This is a genomic window from Streptomyces justiciae (genome assembly GCF_015163075.1).
Lineage (GTDB): Bacteria > Actinomycetota > Actinomycetes > Streptomycetales > Streptomycetaceae > Streptomyces > Streptomyces justiciae.
The window spans coordinates 317,443-335,963 of sequence record NZ_JADDXU010000002.1 but is presented as its reverse complement, the minus strand read 5'-3'; the positions used below and the strand labels follow the sequence as shown (position 1 = coordinate 335,963).

At 72.8% G+C, this 18,521-nt stretch carries 16 protein-coding genes; 6 read left to right on the top strand and 10 right to left on the bottom strand.

What is annotated here, in order from left to right; genetic code table 11:
• Positions 1–22 precede the first annotated feature (22 nt).
• Together IQ210_RS05635 and IQ210_RS05630 are read right to left on the bottom strand one after the other, a co-directional pair.
• Positions 23–565 (bottom strand): ATP-binding protein, encoded by a 543-nt coding sequence (locus tag IQ210_RS05635; RefSeq protein ID WP_194077673.1) that lies wholly within the window; start codon positions 563–565, stop codon positions 23–25.
• A gap of 187 nt (positions 566–752) precedes the next feature.
• Positions 753–1,076, bottom strand: a complete 324-nt coding sequence (locus tag IQ210_RS05630; RefSeq protein ID WP_194077671.1) for a hypothetical protein — start codon at positions 1,074–1,076, stop codon at positions 753–755.
• A gap of 349 nt (positions 1,077–1,425) precedes the next feature.
• Between IQ210_RS05630 and cds1 the strand changes: the two genes are divergently transcribed.
• On the top strand, positions 1,426–2,559 hold the full coding sequence (gene cds1 / locus IQ210_RS05625; RefSeq protein WP_194077668.1) for an L-cysteine desulfhydrase Cds1: 1,134 nt from the start codon (positions 1,426–1,428) through the stop codon (positions 2,557–2,559).
• Positions 2,560–2,710: 151 nt separating this feature from the next.
• Here the strand turns inward: cds1 and IQ210_RS05620 are convergent, their stop codons facing one another.
• Positions 2,711–3,181, bottom strand: coding sequence for an SRPBCC family protein (locus tag IQ210_RS05620; protein ID WP_194077666.1), 471 nt, complete (start codon positions 3,179–3,181; stop codon positions 2,711–2,713).
• A 71-nt stretch (positions 3,182–3,252) separates the two neighbouring features.
• Complete coding sequence (locus IQ210_RS05615) at positions 3,253–4,065, bottom strand: DeoR/GlpR family DNA-binding transcription regulator (RefSeq protein WP_059196874.1); 813 nt, start codon at positions 4,063–4,065, stop codon at positions 3,253–3,255.
• Positions 4,066–4,335: 270 nt separating this feature from the next.
• On the opposite strand from IQ210_RS05615, the gene IQ210_RS05610 reads away from it, so the two are divergent.
• The gene (locus IQ210_RS05610) at positions 4,336–6,624 is read left to right on the top strand and encodes a hypothetical protein (RefSeq protein ID WP_194077664.1); all 2,289 of its coding nucleotides are present in this window, start codon (positions 4,336–4,338) and stop codon (positions 6,622–6,624) included.
• Between the two features lie 50 nt (positions 6,625–6,674).
• Here IQ210_RS05610 and IQ210_RS05605 read toward each other — a convergent pair whose 3' ends face one another.
• From IQ210_RS05605 to IQ210_RS05590, 4 genes are all read right to left on the bottom strand, one after another.
• Positions 6,675–9,113, bottom strand: coding sequence for a right-handed parallel beta-helix repeat-containing protein (locus IQ210_RS05605; protein ID WP_194077662.1), 2,439 nt, complete (start codon positions 9,111–9,113; stop codon positions 6,675–6,677).
• Between the two features lie 110 nt (positions 9,114–9,223).
• The gene (locus IQ210_RS05600; RefSeq protein WP_194077660.1) at positions 9,224–9,829 is read right to left on the bottom strand and encodes an Rv1733c family protein; all 606 of its coding nucleotides are present in this window, start codon (positions 9,827–9,829) and stop codon (positions 9,224–9,226) included.
• 175 nt (positions 9,830–10,004) lie between these two features.
• Positions 10,005–10,832, bottom strand: a complete 828-nt coding sequence (locus IQ210_RS05595; RefSeq protein WP_194077658.1) for an MOSC domain-containing protein — start codon at positions 10,830–10,832, stop codon at positions 10,005–10,007.
• Positions 10,833–10,874: 42 nt separating this feature from the next.
• Positions 10,875–11,306: a DUF6643 family protein gene (locus IQ210_RS05590; protein ID WP_194077656.1), complete on the bottom strand. Its 432-nt coding sequence runs from the start codon at positions 11,304–11,306 to the stop codon at positions 10,875–10,877.
• A gap of 296 nt (positions 11,307–11,602) precedes the next feature.
• On the opposite strand from IQ210_RS05590, the gene IQ210_RS05585 reads away from it, so the two are divergent.
• A complete protein-coding gene (locus IQ210_RS05585; RefSeq protein ID WP_194077654.1) occupies positions 11,603–12,901 on the top strand; it encodes a TerD family protein in 1,299 nt (432 codons plus the stop codon).
• 7 nt (positions 12,902–12,908) lie between these two features.
• Here the strand turns inward: IQ210_RS05585 and IQ210_RS05580 are convergent, their stop codons facing one another.
• Entirely contained in the window at positions 12,909–14,084 is a 1,176-nt protein-coding gene (locus IQ210_RS05580; RefSeq protein WP_322656316.1) for a glycosyltransferase, read from the bottom strand.
• Between the two features lie 57 nt (positions 14,085–14,141).
• On the opposite strand from IQ210_RS05580, the gene IQ210_RS05575 reads away from it, so the two are divergent.
• A complete protein-coding gene (locus tag IQ210_RS05575) occupies positions 14,142–14,927 on the top strand; it encodes a glutamate racemase (RefSeq protein WP_194077650.1) in 786 nt (261 codons plus the stop codon).
• Between the two features lie 85 nt (positions 14,928–15,012).
• Positions 15,013–15,558: a hypothetical protein gene (locus IQ210_RS05570; protein WP_194077648.1), complete on the top strand. Its 546-nt coding sequence runs from the start codon at positions 15,013–15,015 to the stop codon at positions 15,556–15,558.
• Between the two features lie 2 nt (positions 15,559–15,560).
• On the opposite strand, the gene IQ210_RS05565 is transcribed toward IQ210_RS05570, so the two are convergent.
• Positions 15,561–16,631 carry an O-antigen ligase family protein gene (locus tag IQ210_RS05565; protein ID WP_194077646.1) on the bottom strand — a complete coding sequence of 357 codons (1,071 nt, stop codon included), beginning with the start codon at positions 16,629–16,631 and terminating at the stop codon, positions 15,561–15,563.
• Positions 16,632–16,901: 270 nt separating this feature from the next.
• Between IQ210_RS05565 and lnt the strand changes: the two genes are divergently transcribed.
• Positions 16,902–18,512: an apolipoprotein N-acyltransferase gene (gene lnt, locus IQ210_RS05560; protein WP_194077643.1), complete on the top strand. Its 1,611-nt coding sequence runs from the start codon at positions 16,902–16,904 to the stop codon at positions 18,510–18,512.
• Positions 18,513–18,521 lie beyond the last annotated feature (9 nt).

The following is an 18,521-nucleotide window of genomic DNA, read 5'->3' as shown; positions in this document are numbered from 1 at the left end:
ACCGGAGCCTGTCACCGCCCGGTCAGCCGACAACGGCCGACCGGGCGGGAGCATGTTCGGCCCTGCGGCCGTCGACGGCGTGCTCGACCTCGGCGAACACCCGCCCGCTCTTCTCCCCACCCGCGCGCCGCGACGGCCGCGACGTACCGGCGCCCACGACGGCGGGCGCGGACAGCGCGAACCAGACGACCTTTCCCTCGTCGCCCTCCGCACGCACCCCCCAGCTCTCGCTGACGGCGGCCACCATCGCGAGCCCACGTCCACACGTGGCGAGCGAGTCGTCGTCCGTCATGGTGTCCACGGCCGGCAGACGCGGGTCGTGGTCGTGCACCGACACGGTGAGCCGGTCGAGCAGCAGCTCGATCTCCACGGTGCACATCTTGTCGGGCTGGGCGTGCCGGTGGACGTTGGTGAGCAACTCCGTCACACCGAGCGCCGCCCGGTCTATGAGGGGGTCCAGATGCCAGTAGCGCAACTGCGCAGAGACGATTCTGCGGACCTGGCCGATCCGCGACGGCAGGGCTTGCAGCTCCACCGTGCAGTGCCTGCTTGGGTGACTGATCACGGCTGCGACTCCCCGACTGAAGAGGTCCGGAAGAACACGGAGTTGGGATCGATCCAGCAGGGCGCCTGGTGAAACGGCCACCTGCTGCCATGCCCGGCGGGCTGGTTCGCAGCGTTATCGCCGGTAAACCCAGAGTGACGTGAGAACAGCGTGGCTCAAGGGGTGAGGTGCCGCAACTCGCGGTGCCTCACCTGTTACGTCCCGCAGCCTTCCGTACCGCCTCGATGAACCGCCGCGCCGCCGGTGGCCCCGGCTCGCCCGGAGCGGGGTCGTGGTCGCCGAGCGTGAGCAGGTACCGCTTGCCGTTGAGGTCGGCGAGCGCCCGGTCGTCGGCGGCGAACCAGGGCTTGGAGGCGCGCACCGCCTGCACCGGAGCGCTGTCGATCTCGCTGCCGTAGCTGGTGAGCAGTTCCAGTCTGCCGTCGCTGATCCGGACCTGACCGGCCCGGGTGAGGGAGCGCAGCCGCTTCCCGATCCGCACGCCCGTGGCCGTGAACTCCGGTTCCGCCATGCCTCCCCGCCCCCTAGTGCGCCCTCGTCGGGCCGGCTCCTGATCCCGCGCGGGTCGTGAACCGGCTGTCTGCATGATCCAGTGTGCGCCCCCGTGGGGACCTGCGTCCCGTCCGGTGAAGTCTGCCCGCACCAGGCGTCGAGCACCAGTACGCATGACGCGCTCGCCCCGAGCGCCCGGAGCACTCGTCCGAATGCGCCCCCATGGCCCTGCGAAGCACGCCCTACAGGGTGGTCTTTGAGGTGCTCAAAGGTGTGTTTATGCAGGTGAGAAGCGTGCGGAAGGTGTTTATGATCGGTGCGTCGACAGCGCGATCCGCCGTCGACGCCACCCCCTTAGGAGCCCCGCTGTGAGCACTCCCCAGCAGTCCCGGACGGGCGAGACCCTCGACACCCTCGACGTCGACCGCAGCGACGCCACCTACCGCGACTGGCTGAAAGAGGCCGTCCGCAAGGTCCAGGCCGACGCCAACCGCTCGGCCGACACCCACCTCCTGCGCTTCCCGCTGCCCGAGCGGTGGGGCATCGACCTGTATCTGAAGGACGAGTCGACCCACCCGACCGGCAGCCTCAAGCACCGACTGGCCCGCTCGCTCTTCCTCTACGCCCTGTGCAATGGCTGGATCCGGCCGGACCGCCCGGTGATCGAGGCGTCCAGCGGCTCGACGGCGGTCTCCGAGGCCTACTTCGCCGGGCTGATCGGGGTGCCCTTCATCGCCGTCATGCCGCGCACGACGAGCGCCGAGAAGATCCGCCTGATCGAGTTCCACGGCGGGCAGTGCCACTTCGTGGACGACCCGCGCAAGATGTACGAGGAGTCGGCCCGCCTCGCGGTCGACACCGGCGGCCACTACATGGACCAGTTCACCTACGCGGAACGGGCCACGGACTGGCGCGGCAACAACAACATCGCCGAATCCGTCTTCCGCCAGCTGGAGTTGGAGCGGTTCCCGGAGCCCGCGTGGATCGTCGCCACGGCCGGCACCGGCGGCACCTCGGCGACCATCGCCCGGTACGTCCACTACACGCAGCGGGACACCCGCATCTGTGTCGCCGACCCGGAGAACTCCTGTTTCTTCGAGGGCTGGACCACCGGCGATCCGGACGTCACCTGCGACTGCGGCTCCCGCATCGAGGGCATCGGCCGGCCGCGCATGGAACCGAGCTTCGTGCCGGGAGCCGTCGACCGGATGATGAAGGTCCCGGACGCGGCCAGCGTCGCCGCTGTCCGCGCCCTGGAGCGGGCCATCGGCCGCAAGGCGGGCGGTTCGACCGGGACCGGGCTGTGGAGCGCACTGAAGATCGTCGCCGAGATGGTGGCCGAAGGACGGCAGGGGAGTGTCGTGACCCTGCTGTGCGACCCGGGCGACCGCTACCTCGACAAGTACTACTCGGACGCCTGGCTCGCCGAACAGGGCCTGGACATCGCGCCGTACAGCGCGGCGATCGATGCATTCCTGGAGACGGGGGCCTGGCCGAGCTGAGCAGGCGGGTGATGTCGCCCCCGGGCCCGGCAGCGCCCCGCAAGGGGCGCGAGGCTGCATCGATATGCGGCTCCGCCGCGTGGGCGCGACCAGCCACGACGGCGCCGCACCCGACCGACGGCCGACGCGCGCGGAGCGCCCGGCGCCCGTGTCAGGAGGCCAACCGCCGGTCGAGCGCGCCGACCGCATCCCTGAACGCCCGCCCCAGCCCCGGTGTGGCGAGCCTCGCGACGGCGCGGAACGCGGCCGTGCCGTCCGTGGCGAACGTCCACCGCACCCGGGTGCCCGCCCCCGAAGGGGTGAGCCGCCACTCCTCGACGAGGGCCCGGACGCCAGGCACGTTGGCGACGTCCACGCGGTAGGCGTACACCTCCGGCTCCTTCGCCGCGATGATCGTCTCCTGGAAGCGCCCGCCGCCCCTGAGGCGTATCTCGCGCGTGGTGCCGTCACCGGTGGGCCGGGCCAGGGTCACCGCGGCGAACCACTCCGTCCAGCCCGGCACGTCATCGACGAGCGCGTGGAAGACCTGCTCCGGCGGGGCGGACATCTCCCGTGCGAAGACCAGCCGTACGGGTGCGGAGTCGACGAACTCGAGCCCCACCGCGCGCAGTTGGTGCGCCATGGCCGACACCCTCCTCGTGACGAACGGAGGGTGTCACGGTAGCTGACGCACCATCAACTGTCTGTACCGGCTCAGGCCTCGCCGGCCACGACCAGCCGCCGCAGATGCTCGGCGACCTCCTCGCGCGCCGCCGTCGGCAGCCCCGCGTCCGTCACCAGCGTGTCGACCTGCTCCAGCGCGGCGAACGAACTCAGGCCCACCGTGCCCCACTTGGTGTGGTCGGCGACCACCACGACCCGGCGCGCCGACTGCACCAGCCGGCGGTTGGTCTCCGCCTCCGCGAGGTTCGGCGTGGACAGGCCAGCCTCGACCGATATGCCGTGGACACCGAGGAAGAGCACGTCGAAGTGGAGCGCCGCGATGGCCTGGTCGGCGACCGGGCCCACCAGGGAGTCGGACGGGGTGCGCACACCGCCGGTCAGCACGACCGTGGCCGCGCCCTGTCGCGGGCCCGAGGTGCGCTGCGCCGCGTGGAACACGTCGGCCACCCGCACCGAGTTGGTGACGACCGTGAGATCCGGCACGTCCAGCAGATGGTGGGCCAGCGCGTATGTCGTCGTACCGCCCGACAGGGCGATCGCGCTGCCCGGCGCGACCAGTTCGGCCGCCGCGCGCGCGATGTCCTCCTTGGCGGTCAGCTCCAGGCCCGACTTCGCTTCGAAGCCCGGCTCGTGGGTGCTTGCCTCGACCACCGGCACCGCGCCGCCGTGCACCTTCTCCAGGACGCCCTGCCGGGCCAGCGCGTCGAGATCGCGGCGCACCGTCATGTCCGACACGCCGAGCTTTCGTGTCAGCTCGTTGACCCGGACGCCGCCGCGGCGCCGCACTTCGTCCAGGATGAGGGCGCGCCGCTGCTCCGCGAGGAGGTTCTGATTCTCACTCACGTACGCTCCGGTCCTTTCGCCGCAATCCGTTCGACACGCCCGGCGCACCGGCTCCCACCAGCCCGCGGACGTCCCATCCTCGCACGTCACGGTACGGGTCGCGGCACCGACTGTCACGACGCGCGCATGTCACCTTCACCCCATCGTTCTCCCGCGTGTCACACGGATCGGGGAGATTCCGTGACGAGGGGTGTACGAGGCCGCCGCAGCGGAGATCCTTGAGCCCGCACCGACACATGCCGACGGCGCGTCACGGGGGAAGTGCGAACAGTGGAACGTGCGCAGGAACGTGCCTCGACGACCGGCTCCGCCCTGGAGCTGCTGGTCCACGGGGTGGGCGGGACGACGCCCGAGAAGATGCTCGACGATCCGCGGACCGTGCGGATCACTGGCGACGACACGGCGGCCGTGTTCCGGCGCGCCGAGGACGTCGACGCCGACGCGGGACGACGACCGGAGGGGCGCCGCGAGGAGCCGGTGCCCGAGGCGTACGTCTGGTGCAATCTGACCTCCGGCAACTCCTCCCGCGCGCTGTGGCTGTTGCTGCTGCCGTTCATGGTGGTCAACCTCGCCCACTGGATGCGCCCCAGCGCCCGCGGCCGTACGCGGACGGTCCGCCTGTACGGACTGCTGGTGCGGCTCGCCGCCCTCACCCTGACCGTGCTGCTGGTCGCGGCGGTCTGCGAGGTCGCCCTCGACCTGACCGCCTGGCAGTGCGCGGGCACGCGCGCGTGCGCCGACCGGCACTCCTGGCTGGGCTTCCTGTCCCCGACCGTCTCCGACGGCGGCTGGTGGAGCCGCCCCGGCCGCCGCCTCGCCCTCGCCGCCCTGCTGCCCGCCGCGCTGACGGGCCTGCTGTGGTACCTGTCCCACCGCACCTGGAACGCGTACGAGTCCCAGCAGCCCCTGACTCACCCCGCCGAGCACGACGAGGACACCGCCCGCACCGCCCTCGGCCGCCCCGGCTTCTGGTACGGCCGCCGCCTGGTGGCCCGGCTGCGCGCCGCCCACACCGCCGCGGCCCTGCTCACCGTCGCCGCGGCCGTCGCCTCGGCGGCGGCCGGCTTCGACCACCGCACGGGCGGCCCCGCCCCGCTCGACACGCTCGGCCGGCTGCTGCTCCTGGCCATCGCCGCCGGTGCGGTGGTCGTCGTATGGGTGGTCTGCCGCCGCGGCCGCAGCGAGAACCGCCTCGACCGGGAGCTCGACGAGCATCTCGTACGACGACTGCCGCTCGCCGCGCTCGTCCTGCTCCTGCTCACCCTGGTGTACGCGGGCTGGGAGCGGCCAGGGTGGGAGTCGCGGGGGCGACTGCCGGGGGACGCGACCTTCGGCGGCATCGCCCTGGTCCAGGGGCTGATCGTGATCGTCATGGCCGTCGTCGCCCACGTCCTGCACCGTACGCACCCCGACCCGCGCGCCGCGATGCGCGGCCTCGGCGGCCCCGCGGTCGCGATGCTGGCCTGCGCGCTCGGCGGGGTGATGTCCGGCGGGGTCGCCCAGCGGGTGTCCGACTGGCTGGACGGCACGGGCACCTCGATCCCCGGCCCGCCGGTCCTGCTGACCTGGCAGGCATCCGTGATCCCGCCGCTCCTCGTGGTCCTGCTGCTGCTCGGCGCCTGGCTGGGCCGCCGGGCCTGGCAGCTGCGCCGGGCCGAGCTGACCGCCGTCGACACCGACTACCCGGGAGAGCCCACAGACCGGGCCCGCACCCGCAGCATCGCCACCGCCCGCGCCCTGGCCACCCTCACCGACCGGGCCCCGCGCATCCTTGGCGTCACCTCCGCCGTCACCCTGCTCCTGGGCGCGGGCGCGCTGGTCGGCGCGATGACGACCAAGAAGGTGCCGGCCGAGGCGGCGGGAGACTCGTACGCCTTCCTCCAGGGCGCCGCCGACACCGCGCAGGCGCTCGGCTCCTGGCTGATCGGGTTCGGCTTCATACTCTTCGTCACCTGGGGCAGGCGCGCCTACAAGGACCCCTCCGCCCGCCGCACCATCGGCATCCTGTGGGACGTCGGCACCTTCTGGCCGCGCGCCGCCCACCCCTTCGCGCCGCCCTGCTACGCGGAGCGCGCGGTCCCCGACCTCACCTGGCGGATGGCCACCTGGACCCGCGCCACCGGCGGCCGCCTGGTCATCTCCGGACACTCCCAGGGCAGCGTCCTCGCCGCCGCCGCGGCCTGGCAGCTCACCCCCGCCGACCGTAGGCGGGTCGCCCTGCTCACCTACGGCTCACCGCTGGAACGCCTCTACGGCCGCTGGTTCCCCGCCCACTTCGGACCGGCCGCGCTCAGCGCCCTCCACCACGACGTCGCCTGCTGGCGCAACCTCTACCGGCCCACCGACCCCATCGGCGGCCCGATGCGCCTGTCCGGCGAGTGCGGCCCCGAGGTCGATCACGAACCCCTCAAGGACCCCCTCGCCTACGGCCGCACCGACCAACACCCGCTGCCCGCGCCGATCCTGGGGCACTCCGACTACCAAGCCGACCCCGCCTTCGCGCAGGAGCGAGCGAAACTGCTGGCGAGGCTGCGACCGGACGTACCGGCGCAGCGGTAGCGCCAGGTCAGGGGAGCTCCGGCAGGTCCTCCGCGAACAGCACCGCCAGGTCAGGGGAGCTCCGGCAGGTCCTCCGCGAACAGTAGCGTCAGGTCGTCCTTGCTCGGCTCCTCGACCTGGGCGACCCGGCTCGCGTGCCGTTCCACCATCGCCTCGAAGGTCTGGCGGGCGGTACGGCCGTTGCCGAACGCGGGGCCCTTCGGGATCGCCGTGAAGTACTTCAGCAGGGCCTCCGGCGCGCCCGGCGCCAGCCGGTACTCGTGCTCGTCCGCCTGCTGCTCGACGATCCTCAGCAGTTCGTCGGGCGCGTAGTCGCCGAAGGTGATGGTCCGTGAGAAGCGGGACGCCACACCGGGGTTGACCGACAGGAAGCGCTCCATCTCGGCCGTGTAGCCCGCGACGATCACCACGACCGCGTCCCGGTGGTCCTCCATCAGCTTCACGAGCGTGTCGATGGCCTCCTTGCCGAAGTCACGGCCCGAGTCCTCCGGTGACAGCGCGTACGCCTCGTCGATGAACAGCACGCCGCCGCGCGCCTTGTCGAAGGCCTCCTGCGTGCGGATCGCCGTCGAGCCGATGTGCTCGCCGACCAGGTCGACGCGGGACACCTCGACGAGATGGCCCTTCTCCAGCACACCGAGGGAGGCGAGGATCTCGCCGTAGAGCCGCGCGACGGTGGTCTTGCCGGTGCCGGGGGAGCCGGTGAAGACCAGGTGCCGTTTGACGGACGCCGCCTTCAGGCCCGCCTGTTGGCGGCGGCGGCCGACCTCGATCATGTCGGTGAGGGCGCGCACCTCGCGCTTGACGCTGTCCAGGCCCACCAGCGCGTCGAGTTCACCGAGGACGGCCTTCGAGGTGCGCGAGGGCTGCTCCGGCTCGGCGGGGGTGACCAGCGGTTCCTGTTCGGTGGTGCGCTGCCCAGGGATGGCGCCGAGCAGGCCGGGGGACTGGCTCGCCGTCTGCACGGCGGTCTCGCGGGCGGCGGGGGGCCGCAGGCCCGCGCTCTCGTCGCTCGTGCAGTCCTCGACGACCGGACCGGTCCCGGAGCCCGCGTCGGGCCCCGCGTCCGCGAACTCGTAGCCGCCGCGCGAGCAGCGCTCCGTACGGCACTTGCGCAACGTCGTGCGACAGCCGTCTATGACATGGAAGCCGTAGCCGGAACTGCCCGTGACCCGGCAGTTGAGGAAGCTGCCCCGGCCGCCCGCGGAGACGTAGAAGCCGGCCTCGGCGGGGGAGTCGACCGTGCAGCGCTCGATCGTGGGGTCGGCGCCCTTGGTGACGATCACGCCGGTCTGGGTGCCGTCCACCGTGCAGTTGTTGAGCGTGCCGCCGCTGCCGTGGTCACGGAACCAGGCGCCGGTCGCGGCGTCGCGGATACGGCAGTCGTCGAGCTGGGCGGTGGCGCCGTCGCTCACCGACACGGCCGTGTTGCGCACCTGGGAGATGTCGCTGTCGACGACGTCCGCGCGGGAGCCGCGGTCGAGGACGAACAGCGCGTCCGGCACGTCGTGCACCCGGCAGGAGTCCAGGACCGCGGTCGCGCCGTCGCTGACCCACACCGCCGGGTAGTCGCCGGTGCTGTCGAAGATCTCGCACTGGTTGGCGTCCACGCGGGTGCCCGGGTCCCACACCGACAGGCCGTTGCGCCCGAACTGACGCACCGTCGTGCGCGTCAGCGTCAGGACCGAGCGCGAGCGCAGGTCCACCGCGTTCTCCGGGATGTCGTGGATGCGGCAGTCGGCCAGGGTCAGCACGGCGTCCGTGTCGAGGGTGACCCCGTCGGCGGTGGTGCGGTGCACATCGCAGTCGGTGAGATGCGCGGTGGCCCGGCCCGTGACCTGGACGCCGCTGCCCCGCACCTCGTAGACCTCGCAACCCACCGCTTCCAGCGCGGAGTTCTCGCCGGTCGCCGAAAGACCCACACCCGAGGCGTGGTGCACCCGGCAGCGCTCCAGGCGCGGGTGGGCGCCGCCGCGGACCGCGACACCGGCCTGACCGGCGGCGACGACCTCGCACTCCTCGAACACCCCGCCCCCGCCGTCGAGTACGGCGATGCCGACCCCGGCCGGGTTGTCGACCGTGCACCGCCGCACCGTCGGGCGGGCGCCGCCGCGGACCTCGATGCCGGCCGCGGACCGGGTGACGATCCGGATGTCCGTCAGCTCCGGAGTGCCCTCCTCGACGAGCAGCGCCGGCGCCGCCGCGTCCTGGCCCTCCACATGCAGGTCCTGCACCACGGCCGAGGCCCGCACGGTGAGCGGCACCCCGTCCACCGGCGCGATCCGCACCGAGCCGGGCGAGCCCTCGGGACCGCGCAGGGTCACCGCCCGCTGCACGACGAGGTTCTCCCGGTAGGTGCCGGGGGCGATGGTGAGGACGTCGCCCTCGGCCGCGGCCTCCAGGGCGGCGGCGAGCGACGCGTACTCACCCGTGCGGCGCCGCCACCGCGATGTGCCGGTGTGCGTCACCTGGACCGTGCCCTGTGCCATGGCGTTGCTGTGCCCCCACCTCGTGGTACGCGGGTCTGGATTGCCGAATGCCTCGGCCGGTCCACCGTAGCGTGCGTGCGGGTGGTGGGTTGACCAGAGTGGGAAGGCTGTCAGCTGCCGGTCCCGGTCCTGCCCCAGTCCGGGCCAGCCTTGGCCCACGCCTGGTCCCAACGGGCGTACCGGCGACGGACCATGCGCCAGACGATCAGCCGCCGACTGCCCTCGACGAGACCGATGCCGAGCAGGGCCGCGCCGACTCCGGCGAGGACGGCGTGCGTGGTGGCGGTCGCGGAGTCCAGCGGGCGGGCCACTATGCGGCCGTGGTCGTCCGTCCATATCGGGAAGTGGTCGCCGCTGTGCGGGTGTTTGAGGTTCGCCATCGCCGGGCCGTGCTGCGCGGTGCCGTCCGGCGCGGTCCAGTCGGCGAGGACGCGGCTGCGCAGATCCCTGCCGGTGGTCGTCTCGGGATCGGCGTCCAGCGGGGAACGGCCCAGGGCGCGGGTCACGGTGGCCGTGACCTCATGCCGGGACATCTGCTGCTGCCGGACGGACTTCTGCAGGGCGTCCTGGGCCACGCCGCCGACGAGAGCGCCGGCCAGTGGTGTGACGACCAGGACCAGCAGCAGCGCCGCGAGTGCGATCCAGGCCTCGGCGAGGTCGGTCGCACGGCGCAGCGGATTGTGCCGCCAGCGCCAGAGTCCGCTGATCGCTCGCACCGTCCGCACCCCCTTCCCGCTCCGTGATAACCCTCGGGACGGCAGAACACCCGCGGGCCCGGTCAAAGAGAGAGCGAAATCACCCGCGCCGGGCCCTTCTTATGAACTTCTCACACATGCCAACGCCACGCCCCCCGGCGCCAGTTCCCGCGAGCGGCCCTCGAACGGATCTCTGCTACTCCAGGACCGTCACCGGGTCGCCGACGCGGATCACGCCCGGTGACAGGGGGACGAGGTTCTGCCCGAAGACCAGCTTGCCGCCCAGACGCCGATGACGACCCAGCGTGAGCAGGGGCTCCCGGCCGCGCTCGGCGCTGGCCTGGTCCGTGGTGGTCACCACGCAGCGTCCGCAGGTCTTGGCGACGCGGAAGACGACCTCGCCGATCGCGAGGCGTGACCAGTGGTCCTCGGCCCAGGCCTCGGTGCCGGACACGACCACGTTGGGCCGGAACCGGTTCATCGGCAGCGGACCCTCGGCCGCGTGATCACCCTGCGCGATCAGGGAGTTGAGGGCGTCGAGGGAGGCGGTCGTGGTGACGAGCAGCGGATAGCCGTCGGCGAAGCTGACGGTCTCGCCCTCGCGCGCGTACTCCGGGTCGACCGGCCGGCGCGTCGCCGGATCGTCCATGTGCACCAGCCGGACGTCCGCGCCCAGATAGGCGCTGCACCAGGCGTGCACGGCCGGGTCCTCGGCGGGTACCGCCTCCACCTTGTCCCGGAAGATCTGCATCGGCACGGTGTCGACCGGTCGCGGCACGGGCACCGTCAGCGGCTCCATGCCGGGTGCGGACAGGCGAACGCCGCCGCCGGGCAGAAGCTCGGCGGCGGCGAGCGCGATGCGCGGTTGCTGGCGTTGCGTGACGACCTTTCCCCCGTCGTCGATCAGCGCCCAGCGCCGGTCTCCGGCCAGCCCCCAGGGCTCCACGACGGCCTCCCGGGGCGCCAGGCCCCGGAACGCCTTGACCGGATGTACGTGAATCGACTGCAGCTGCGCTTTCCCCATGGACCCATCGTGCCAGCAGGCACGGCCGGTTCCGGGGTCGGCTCAGTAGCCGCGGTACTGCTGGTTGTTGTACGGCTCCTGGTACGGCGCCGGAGCGGGCCGGGGAGCCGCGGGGCGCATCGCCTCGTAGCCCATGCCCTGGTTCATCGGACGCGGCTGCTGCTGCGGCCCGGGGTAACCGCGGGGCGCGGACGCCTGCTGCGGGATGTAGGCGGCGGGCGCCTGCTGCAGCGGCGAGGGCTGCTGCGCCTGCGGATAGCCGTAGGAGGGCTGGGACGGTCCCGCCGGGAGGGCGGGCAGCGCGGACGGCAGCGCGGGCAGGTTGCTGCTGCTCGGCATGGCGTACTCGGCCGGGACCCGGATCGGGGCGATCTGCGGGGTGCCCCGCTCGGCCACGAGCGAGTCGTAGATCGGAGTGTCCGGGAAGGAGGCGGAGTAGTAGCCGCCGCCATAAGTGGAGCGGGGGGAGGTCATGGCACATAAGTTAAGCCCACGATGTGCTGGTTGGGGAGACCGATAAGAGGGTTGTTTTCCGTGTCGGCAGTGACCTGGGATCCCCAATGCGAGCGAACTCGGCAAAAAGGGACCGCGACCTGCGTTCGGATCCTGTAAAGGCCGAGTTCCGGGCGGGTTACCGGCGGTTGGACAACGATCTTTCCGTGCGTGTCATGGGAGTTCGCTGTCGCGGGGAATAGGTTGACCCTGTAGAGAACCAATGGGCTGCCGGGACATGCCTGGCGCGGTGACACGTGATGGGGGCGGACATGTCAATGCCGAAAGGATCCAATACTCCGGTGCCGGCCACGGCGCTGCGGGTCGAATTGGGCTGGAGCACCGGGCCGGGGGTGCCCGACGCCGATGCGTCGGCGCTGCTCCTGGTCGGCGGGAAGGTCCGATCCGACGGCGACTTCGTCTTCTACAACCAGCCCGCGCACTCCTCCGGCGCGGTCCGGCACGAGGGCAAGCGCAATGCCGGCGGTCAGGTGATCGACAGTCTGCTCGTCGACCTCGCGCGCGTGGAGCCCGCGATCGAGACGATCGTGCTGGCCGCCTCCGCGGACGGCGGCGCGTTCGGGCAGGTGCCGGGCCTCCACATCGAGGTCAAGGACGCCGCCCAGGGGACCTCCGTCGCCCGCTTCGACAGCACCGGCGCGACCGTCGAAACGGCTTTCGTGCTGGGCGAGTTCTACCGCCGTCAGGGCGCCTGGAAGTTCCGCGCCGTCGGCCAGGGCTACAGCAGCGGACTCGAGGGCCTGGCCACCGACTTCGGCATCACGGTGGACGAACCCCAGCAGGCCGCCCCGGCGCCGGCAGCGCCGCGCGCCCCCGTGGCACCCCCGGTCACCGCACCCCCGCCCATGCCCCCGGTGACCATGCCACCGCCGCCCGCCGCGCCGCCGGCGGCACCCCCGGCAGCCGCGGCCCAGCCGGTCCGCCTCACCAAGGTCACGCTCACCAAGGCCTCCCCCTCGGTCTCGCTGACCAAGCAGGGCGGCACCTCCGGCGCGATGCGCGTGAACCTCAACTGGGAGGTGCGCAAGCAGTTCTCGGGGTGGGCGAGCAAGCTCGGCCGTCCGGTCGCCATGCACAACGACCTCGACCTCGACCTGTGCGCCCTGTACGAACTCACCGACGGCAGCAAGGGCGTCGTCCAGGCCCTCGGCAACGCCTTCGGCTCCCTGCACCAGCCGCCGTTCATCCACCTCGACGGCGACGACCGCACCGGCGCCGTCGCGAGCGGCGAGAACCTCACGATCAACCTCGACCACAAGCAGCTCTTCCGCCGCGTCCTGGTCTTCGTCACCATCTACGAGGGCGCGCGCTCCTTCGCCGACCTGCACGCCACCGTGACCCTCCAGCCGCAGTACGGCGCCCCGATCGACTTCTCGCTCGACGAGTGCACGGTCCCCTCGACGGTGTGCGCGCTCGCGCTCATCACCAACACCGGCTCCGACCTCGTCGTCCAGCGCGAGGCCCGCTACCTGGTGCCCGAGCGCGGCGTGAGCCCGCAGCGGACCGTCGACTACGCCTACGGCTGGGGCATGAACTGGACCCCCGGCCGCAAGTAGCCCACGCTCACCCCTCCTCGGGGACGGTGTCCGGACGTGCGTAGGTGCGGCCCTTCCAGGCCGCACCGCGCCCTCGGTAGTGCTGCACCGCGGAGTCGACGGTCATCAGCAGATAGAGGAACGCCGTGAACGGCAGCAGCGGAGCGAGCCACAGCGGCTGCTGGTAGTAACGGAGCATCGGCACGTACGTCCCCGTCATCACCAGCCACGCCGCACCGCCGAGGACGGCGGCCGTCGCGTCTCCCACCATGAGCCCCGCGAGCAGCGCCACGGGCGGCACGAGATAGACCAGGGCAAGCCCCGCCACCGTGCCGGTCAGCAGCAGGAGGCTGTGCCGCAGCTGCGCGTACGCACTGCGCGACACCATGCGCCACAGGTCGTGCAGCCGCGGATACGGCCGGACGCTGTCCACCCGCTCCGCCAGCCCCAGCCAGATGTGCCCGCCCCCGCCCTTGACCGCCCGCGCCAGCGCCACGTCGTCGATGACGGCGTGCCGGATCGCGTCCGGGATGCGCGCCCGCTCGGCGGCGTCGGCGCGCAGCAGCACACAGCCGCCCGCCGCGGCCGCCGTACGCGACCCCTTCTTCCCGATCCGGCGGAACGGGTACAGCTGGGCGAAGAAGTAGACGAAGGCCGGCACGACCAGGCGCTCCCAGGTGCTCTCCACCCGGAGCCGGGCCATCTGGGAGACGGCGTCGAACCCGCCCGTGCGTGCCGCCGCGACCAGACCGCGCAGGCTGTCGGGGGCGTGGGCGATGTCCGCGTCCGTGAGGAGCAGGTACTCGGGGTCACGCGCGCGTGCCAGGCCGATGCCGTGGCGCACCGCCCACAGCTTGCCGGTCCAGCCCGCGGGCGGCTCACCCGGCGAGAGGACGGTGAGGGGCAGGCCGCCGTGGCGGCGGGCCAGTTCCCGGGCCAGCTCACCCGTGCCGTCCGAGCTGCCGTCGTCGACGAGGAAGATCTCCGCCCGTCCCGGATAGTCCTGGGCCAGCAGCGAGGGCAGGCTCGCGGGCAGTACCTCGGCCTCGTCGCGCGCGGGGACGACGACACAGACCGCCGGCCAGTCGTCCGGCTCCCGCCGTGCGGGGAGTCTGACGTCCGTGCGCCAGAAGAAGCCCTGGCAGAGCAACAGCCACAGCCAGGCGGTGAGGGATACGGCGGCGGTCCACGCGATGGCGCTCACGGCCGCAGTCTGCCCCACGGCGGCGGCCCGGAAGGGCTCATCGTCTATCGTGGCCGGGTGAAGATCGCGCTCATGGACTCCGGACTCGGCCTCCTCCCCGCCGCCGCCGCGGTACGCCGGCTGCGGCCCGACGCGGATCTCGTCCTGTCCTGGGACCCCGACGGCATGCCGTGGGGACCGCGCACCCCCGAGGACATCACCGAGCGGGCCCTGGCCGTCGCCGCGGCCGCCGCCGAGCACGACCCGGATGTCCTGATCGTCGCCTGCAACACCGCCTCGGTGCACTCCCTGCCCGCCCTGCGCGCCCGCTTCGAGCCGGACCTGCCGGTCATCGGCACCGTTCCGGCGATCAAGCCGGCCGCGGCCGGGGGCGGCCACGTCGCCATCTGGGCGACCCCGGCCACGACCGGGAGCGCCTACCAGCGCGGTCTGATCGAGCAGTTCGCCGTCGGCGTGGACGTCACCGAGGTGCCCTGCCCCGGGCTCGCGGACGCCGTGCACCACGCCGACGAGGCGGCCGTCGACGTCGCGGTCGCCGCCGCGGCCGCGCTCACGCCCGAGGACGTGACGACCGTCGTCCTCGGCTGCACCAACTACGAACTGGTCGCCGAACGCATCCGGGCGGCCGTCCAGAAGCCCGGCCGCCCGCCGCTGATCCTGCACGGCACGGCCGGGGCCGTGGCGGCCCAGGCCCTGCGCCGCGTCGGCGCGGCCCCCGCGCCGGACGCCGCCGCGGAGGGCACGCTCACGGTCCTGCTCAGCGGACGGCAGGAGGCCCTCCCCGGGACCGCCCTGACGTACGAAGAGGGAAGGTTCCTCCAGGCGGTCACCCCCGCCCGGTGACCGAGGGCAACGAAGGGACCCGTCCGGACCGGTCACTCTCCGCGACGCGCTACCCGCGCGGCGAAACCTGAGTAACCTCATAGGCATGAGGGACCACCCCCACGGCGCGAACGTGCCGCATCCCGCTGTCTGGACCGGCCGGGCCACCAACCGGTTCCAGTGGCTGCTGGCGCTCGTCGGCGCCGCGTGCCTGGCGCTCGGCATCGAGCTGGCCGTCGACTCGGCCTGGACCTCCGGCATCGCCCCGCTCGCGATGGCCGTCGTCGGCTGCATCGCGGCCGGGCTGCTGGTCCTGTTCGGCACGCTCGCTTTCGTGCATGTCGCCCTGAAGGTCGACGAGGACTCCCTCGAGGTGCGCTGCGGCCACATCGGTGTGCCGCGCCGCCGCATCCCCCTGTCGTCGGTGGCCGGCGCCGAGGTCGACCCGCATGTCACCCCGCGGCACTGGGGCGGCTGGGGCTACCGCTGGCGGCCCGAGAAGGGCACCGCCGTCGTCGTCCGCCGTGGTGAGGGCGTCCGGCTGAGCCTGTGGGACGGACACACGTTCACGATCACCGTGGACGACGCGGAGGCCGCCGTACAGATCATCCGGGACCGGCTGCGGCCGCGGACGCCCGGTGCGGCGCACTGAGGTCACGGAGCCAGTCGGTCGCCCGCGGGGCGTGCCTCCGCCGCCCGGAGCGGTGACTCGTCCGTGAGCGGGCGGGCTGTGGCCAGTCCCGCCAGCAGTCCGGCACCCACGGACACCGTCGTGAAGCTGAGGGCGTTGCCCACCGAGGCGATCGCCGCGAGCGCCGTCAGCGCCGCCCCGGCGGTGAGCACGACCGGGGTCGGGCGCGGGGAGCGCCACAGCGTGTAGAGCATCCAGCAGAACGCCGCGGCCAGCAGGAGCACGCCGACGACTCCCTGTTCCGCCGCCTGTTGCAGGGGAGCCGAGTGCGGTTTGCCGTCGGACAGCAGGGTGCGGGTCGCGGTGGTGCTGAGCTCCCCGAAGCGGCCGGGGCCGACGCCCAGCGCGGCGTCGTGGTGCGCCAGGTGCAGGGCGTCGTGCCACAGGTCGATCCGGTGCCGGGTCAGCTGGCCCTCCAACGACACGGTGAGCCCTTCCGGAAGCGCCTTCCCGGCGACCGCCCACGGCAGCCCGGTGGTGACAGCCGCCGTCAGCGCCAGCCCGGCGAAACCCGCGCCCCGGTGGTCGCGCATCCGGCCGGCGGCGAGCGAGGCCAGCAGCACCGCGCCGCTCGCGACACAGCCGCCGACCGAGCCGAGCACTCCGGCCGTCACGACGATCCCGACGGCCGGAACGCGCAGCGCGAGCCGCCATGCCGGGGTGCGCGCGGCCCATGCGGCGCAGCACGCCGCGCCCGTGGACAGGGTCAGCACGGCCGCGGTGCCGCCGGCATGACCGAGCGGCGCGACGATCTCGGGCCCGGGGGACAGCCGTGGGGTGGCCACCACCAGGCCGACCCCGGTCGCCGCCGCCGCACACAGCGCCGCGACCGGCAGGAGCGCGCCGCAGATCCGCCCCGCCGCGTACCCGGCGGCCACCGCGAGGACCGCCAGCAGTACGCCCTCGGGGCGGCCGTCGTGCACCGCCGCCGTGACCAGGGCCCACACGGCGCAGGCCCCCAGCACCACGACACCCGCCGCGTCAGAAACGTTTCGTCTGTCGCCGTCCTCCCCAGGACCGGACGCAGACGTCATCCCCGTGGATCCCACCCGACCCCCCGAACCGGTCGCCCCACGACCTGTGCCGGGCCCGCTCGTACGGCCGCCTGACCGGCCGTACGCCATCGCACCGCCGCCTGACCGGCCGCGCGACAAAGGCTCCGGCACACCGTAACCGCTGATGGGCGGTTTGTGGACGAGTTGTGCAGGACGGATGCGGCAGGGGGGCAGCGGAGCGGGGCGACAGGCGTGCTGCCATGTGGACCGCGCTGTCGGTGCCAAGGTCACCCGCCGTACACTCCCGGAGTGACCGTCACCGCAACATCCGTGGACGAGTCGGACCAGGCTCAGCCGCTCGCCGCCGCCCCGCGCGGGGCCCGCCTCGTGCGCTTCGTCCCGGCCCTCGCCGCCGCGCTCTCCGGAGTGCTGCTCTACGTCAGCTTCCCGCCCCGCACCCTGTGGTGGCTCGCGCTGCCCGCCTTCGCCGTCCTCGGTTGGGTGCTGCGCGGGCGCAGCTGGAAGGCGGGCCTGGGCCTCGGCTACCTCTTCGGCCTCGGCTTCCTGCTGCCGCTGCTGGTGTGGACCGGCGTGGAGGTCGGCCCCGGGCCGTGGATCGCGCTGGTGGCCATCGAGGCGATCTTCGTCGCGCTGGTCGGCGCGGGCATCGCCACGGTGTCGAAGCTGCCCGGCGCGCCCCTCTGGTCGGCGGCCCTCTGGATCGCCGGCGAGGCGGCACGCGCGCGCGTGCCGTTCAACGGCTTCCCCTGGGGCAAGATCGCCTTCGGCCAGGCAGACGGCGTCTTCCTGCCGCTCGCCGCGGTGGGCGGTACCCCGGTGCTCGGCTTCGCGGTCGTCCTGTGCGGTTTCGGGCTCTACGACGTCGTCCGCGTCGCCGTCGCCAAGCGCCGCGGCCAGGAGATACGCAGGTCGGCCGCCGCGGTCGCCCTGCTGAGCCTCGTCGTCCCCGTCCTCGGCGCGCTGGCCGCCCGCCCGCTGGTCAGCGACAAGGCCGAGAACGGCACCGTGACCGTCGCCCTCATCCAGGGCAACGTGCCCCGTGCGGGCCTCGACTTCAACGCCCAGCGGCGTGCCGTCCTCGACTACCACGCGCGGGAGACCGAGCGGCTGGCCGCGAAGGTGAAGGCCGGCAAGGTGCCCAAGCCCGACTTCGTGCTGTGGCCGGAGAACTCCTCCGACGTCGACCCGTTCGCCAACTCCGACGCCCGCGCCGTCATCGACGGTGCCGCCAAGGCGATCGGCGTGCCGATCTCGGTCGGCGGCGTCGTCGAGCGCGACGGCAAGCTCTACAATGAGCAGATCCTGTGGGACCCGGTGAAGGGTCCGACCGACACCTACGACAAGCGGCAGATCCAGCCCTTCGGCGAGTACCTCCCGCTGCGCTCGCTCATCGGCGCGATCAACAGCGACTGGACCTCGATGGTCCGCCAGGACTTCAGCCGCGGCACCGAACCGGGCGTCTTCACCATGGCGGGCGCCAAGGTCGGCCTGGTCACCTGCTACGAGGCGGCCTTCGACTGGGCCGTGCGCTCCGAGGTCACCGACGGCGCCCAGCTGATCTCCGTACCCAGCAACAACGCCACCTTCGACCGCAGCGAGATGACCTACCAGCAGCTCGCCATGTCCCGCGTCCGCGCCGTCGAGCACAGCCGGACGGTGACGGTGCCGGTCACCAGCGGGGTCAGCGCGATCATCATGCCGGACGGGCGGATCACCCAGAAGACCGGCATGTTCGTCGCCGACTCCCTCGTGCAGAAGGTGCCGCTGCGGTCCTCCGAGACCCCGGCCACCAAGCTCGGCACCCTGCCCGAGATGCTGCTGGTCCTGGTCGCCGCGGGCGGACTGGGCTGGGCGATCTCGGCGCACGTACGCAACAGGCGGGTAGGAGCGGACGGTTAGGGTCGGGGG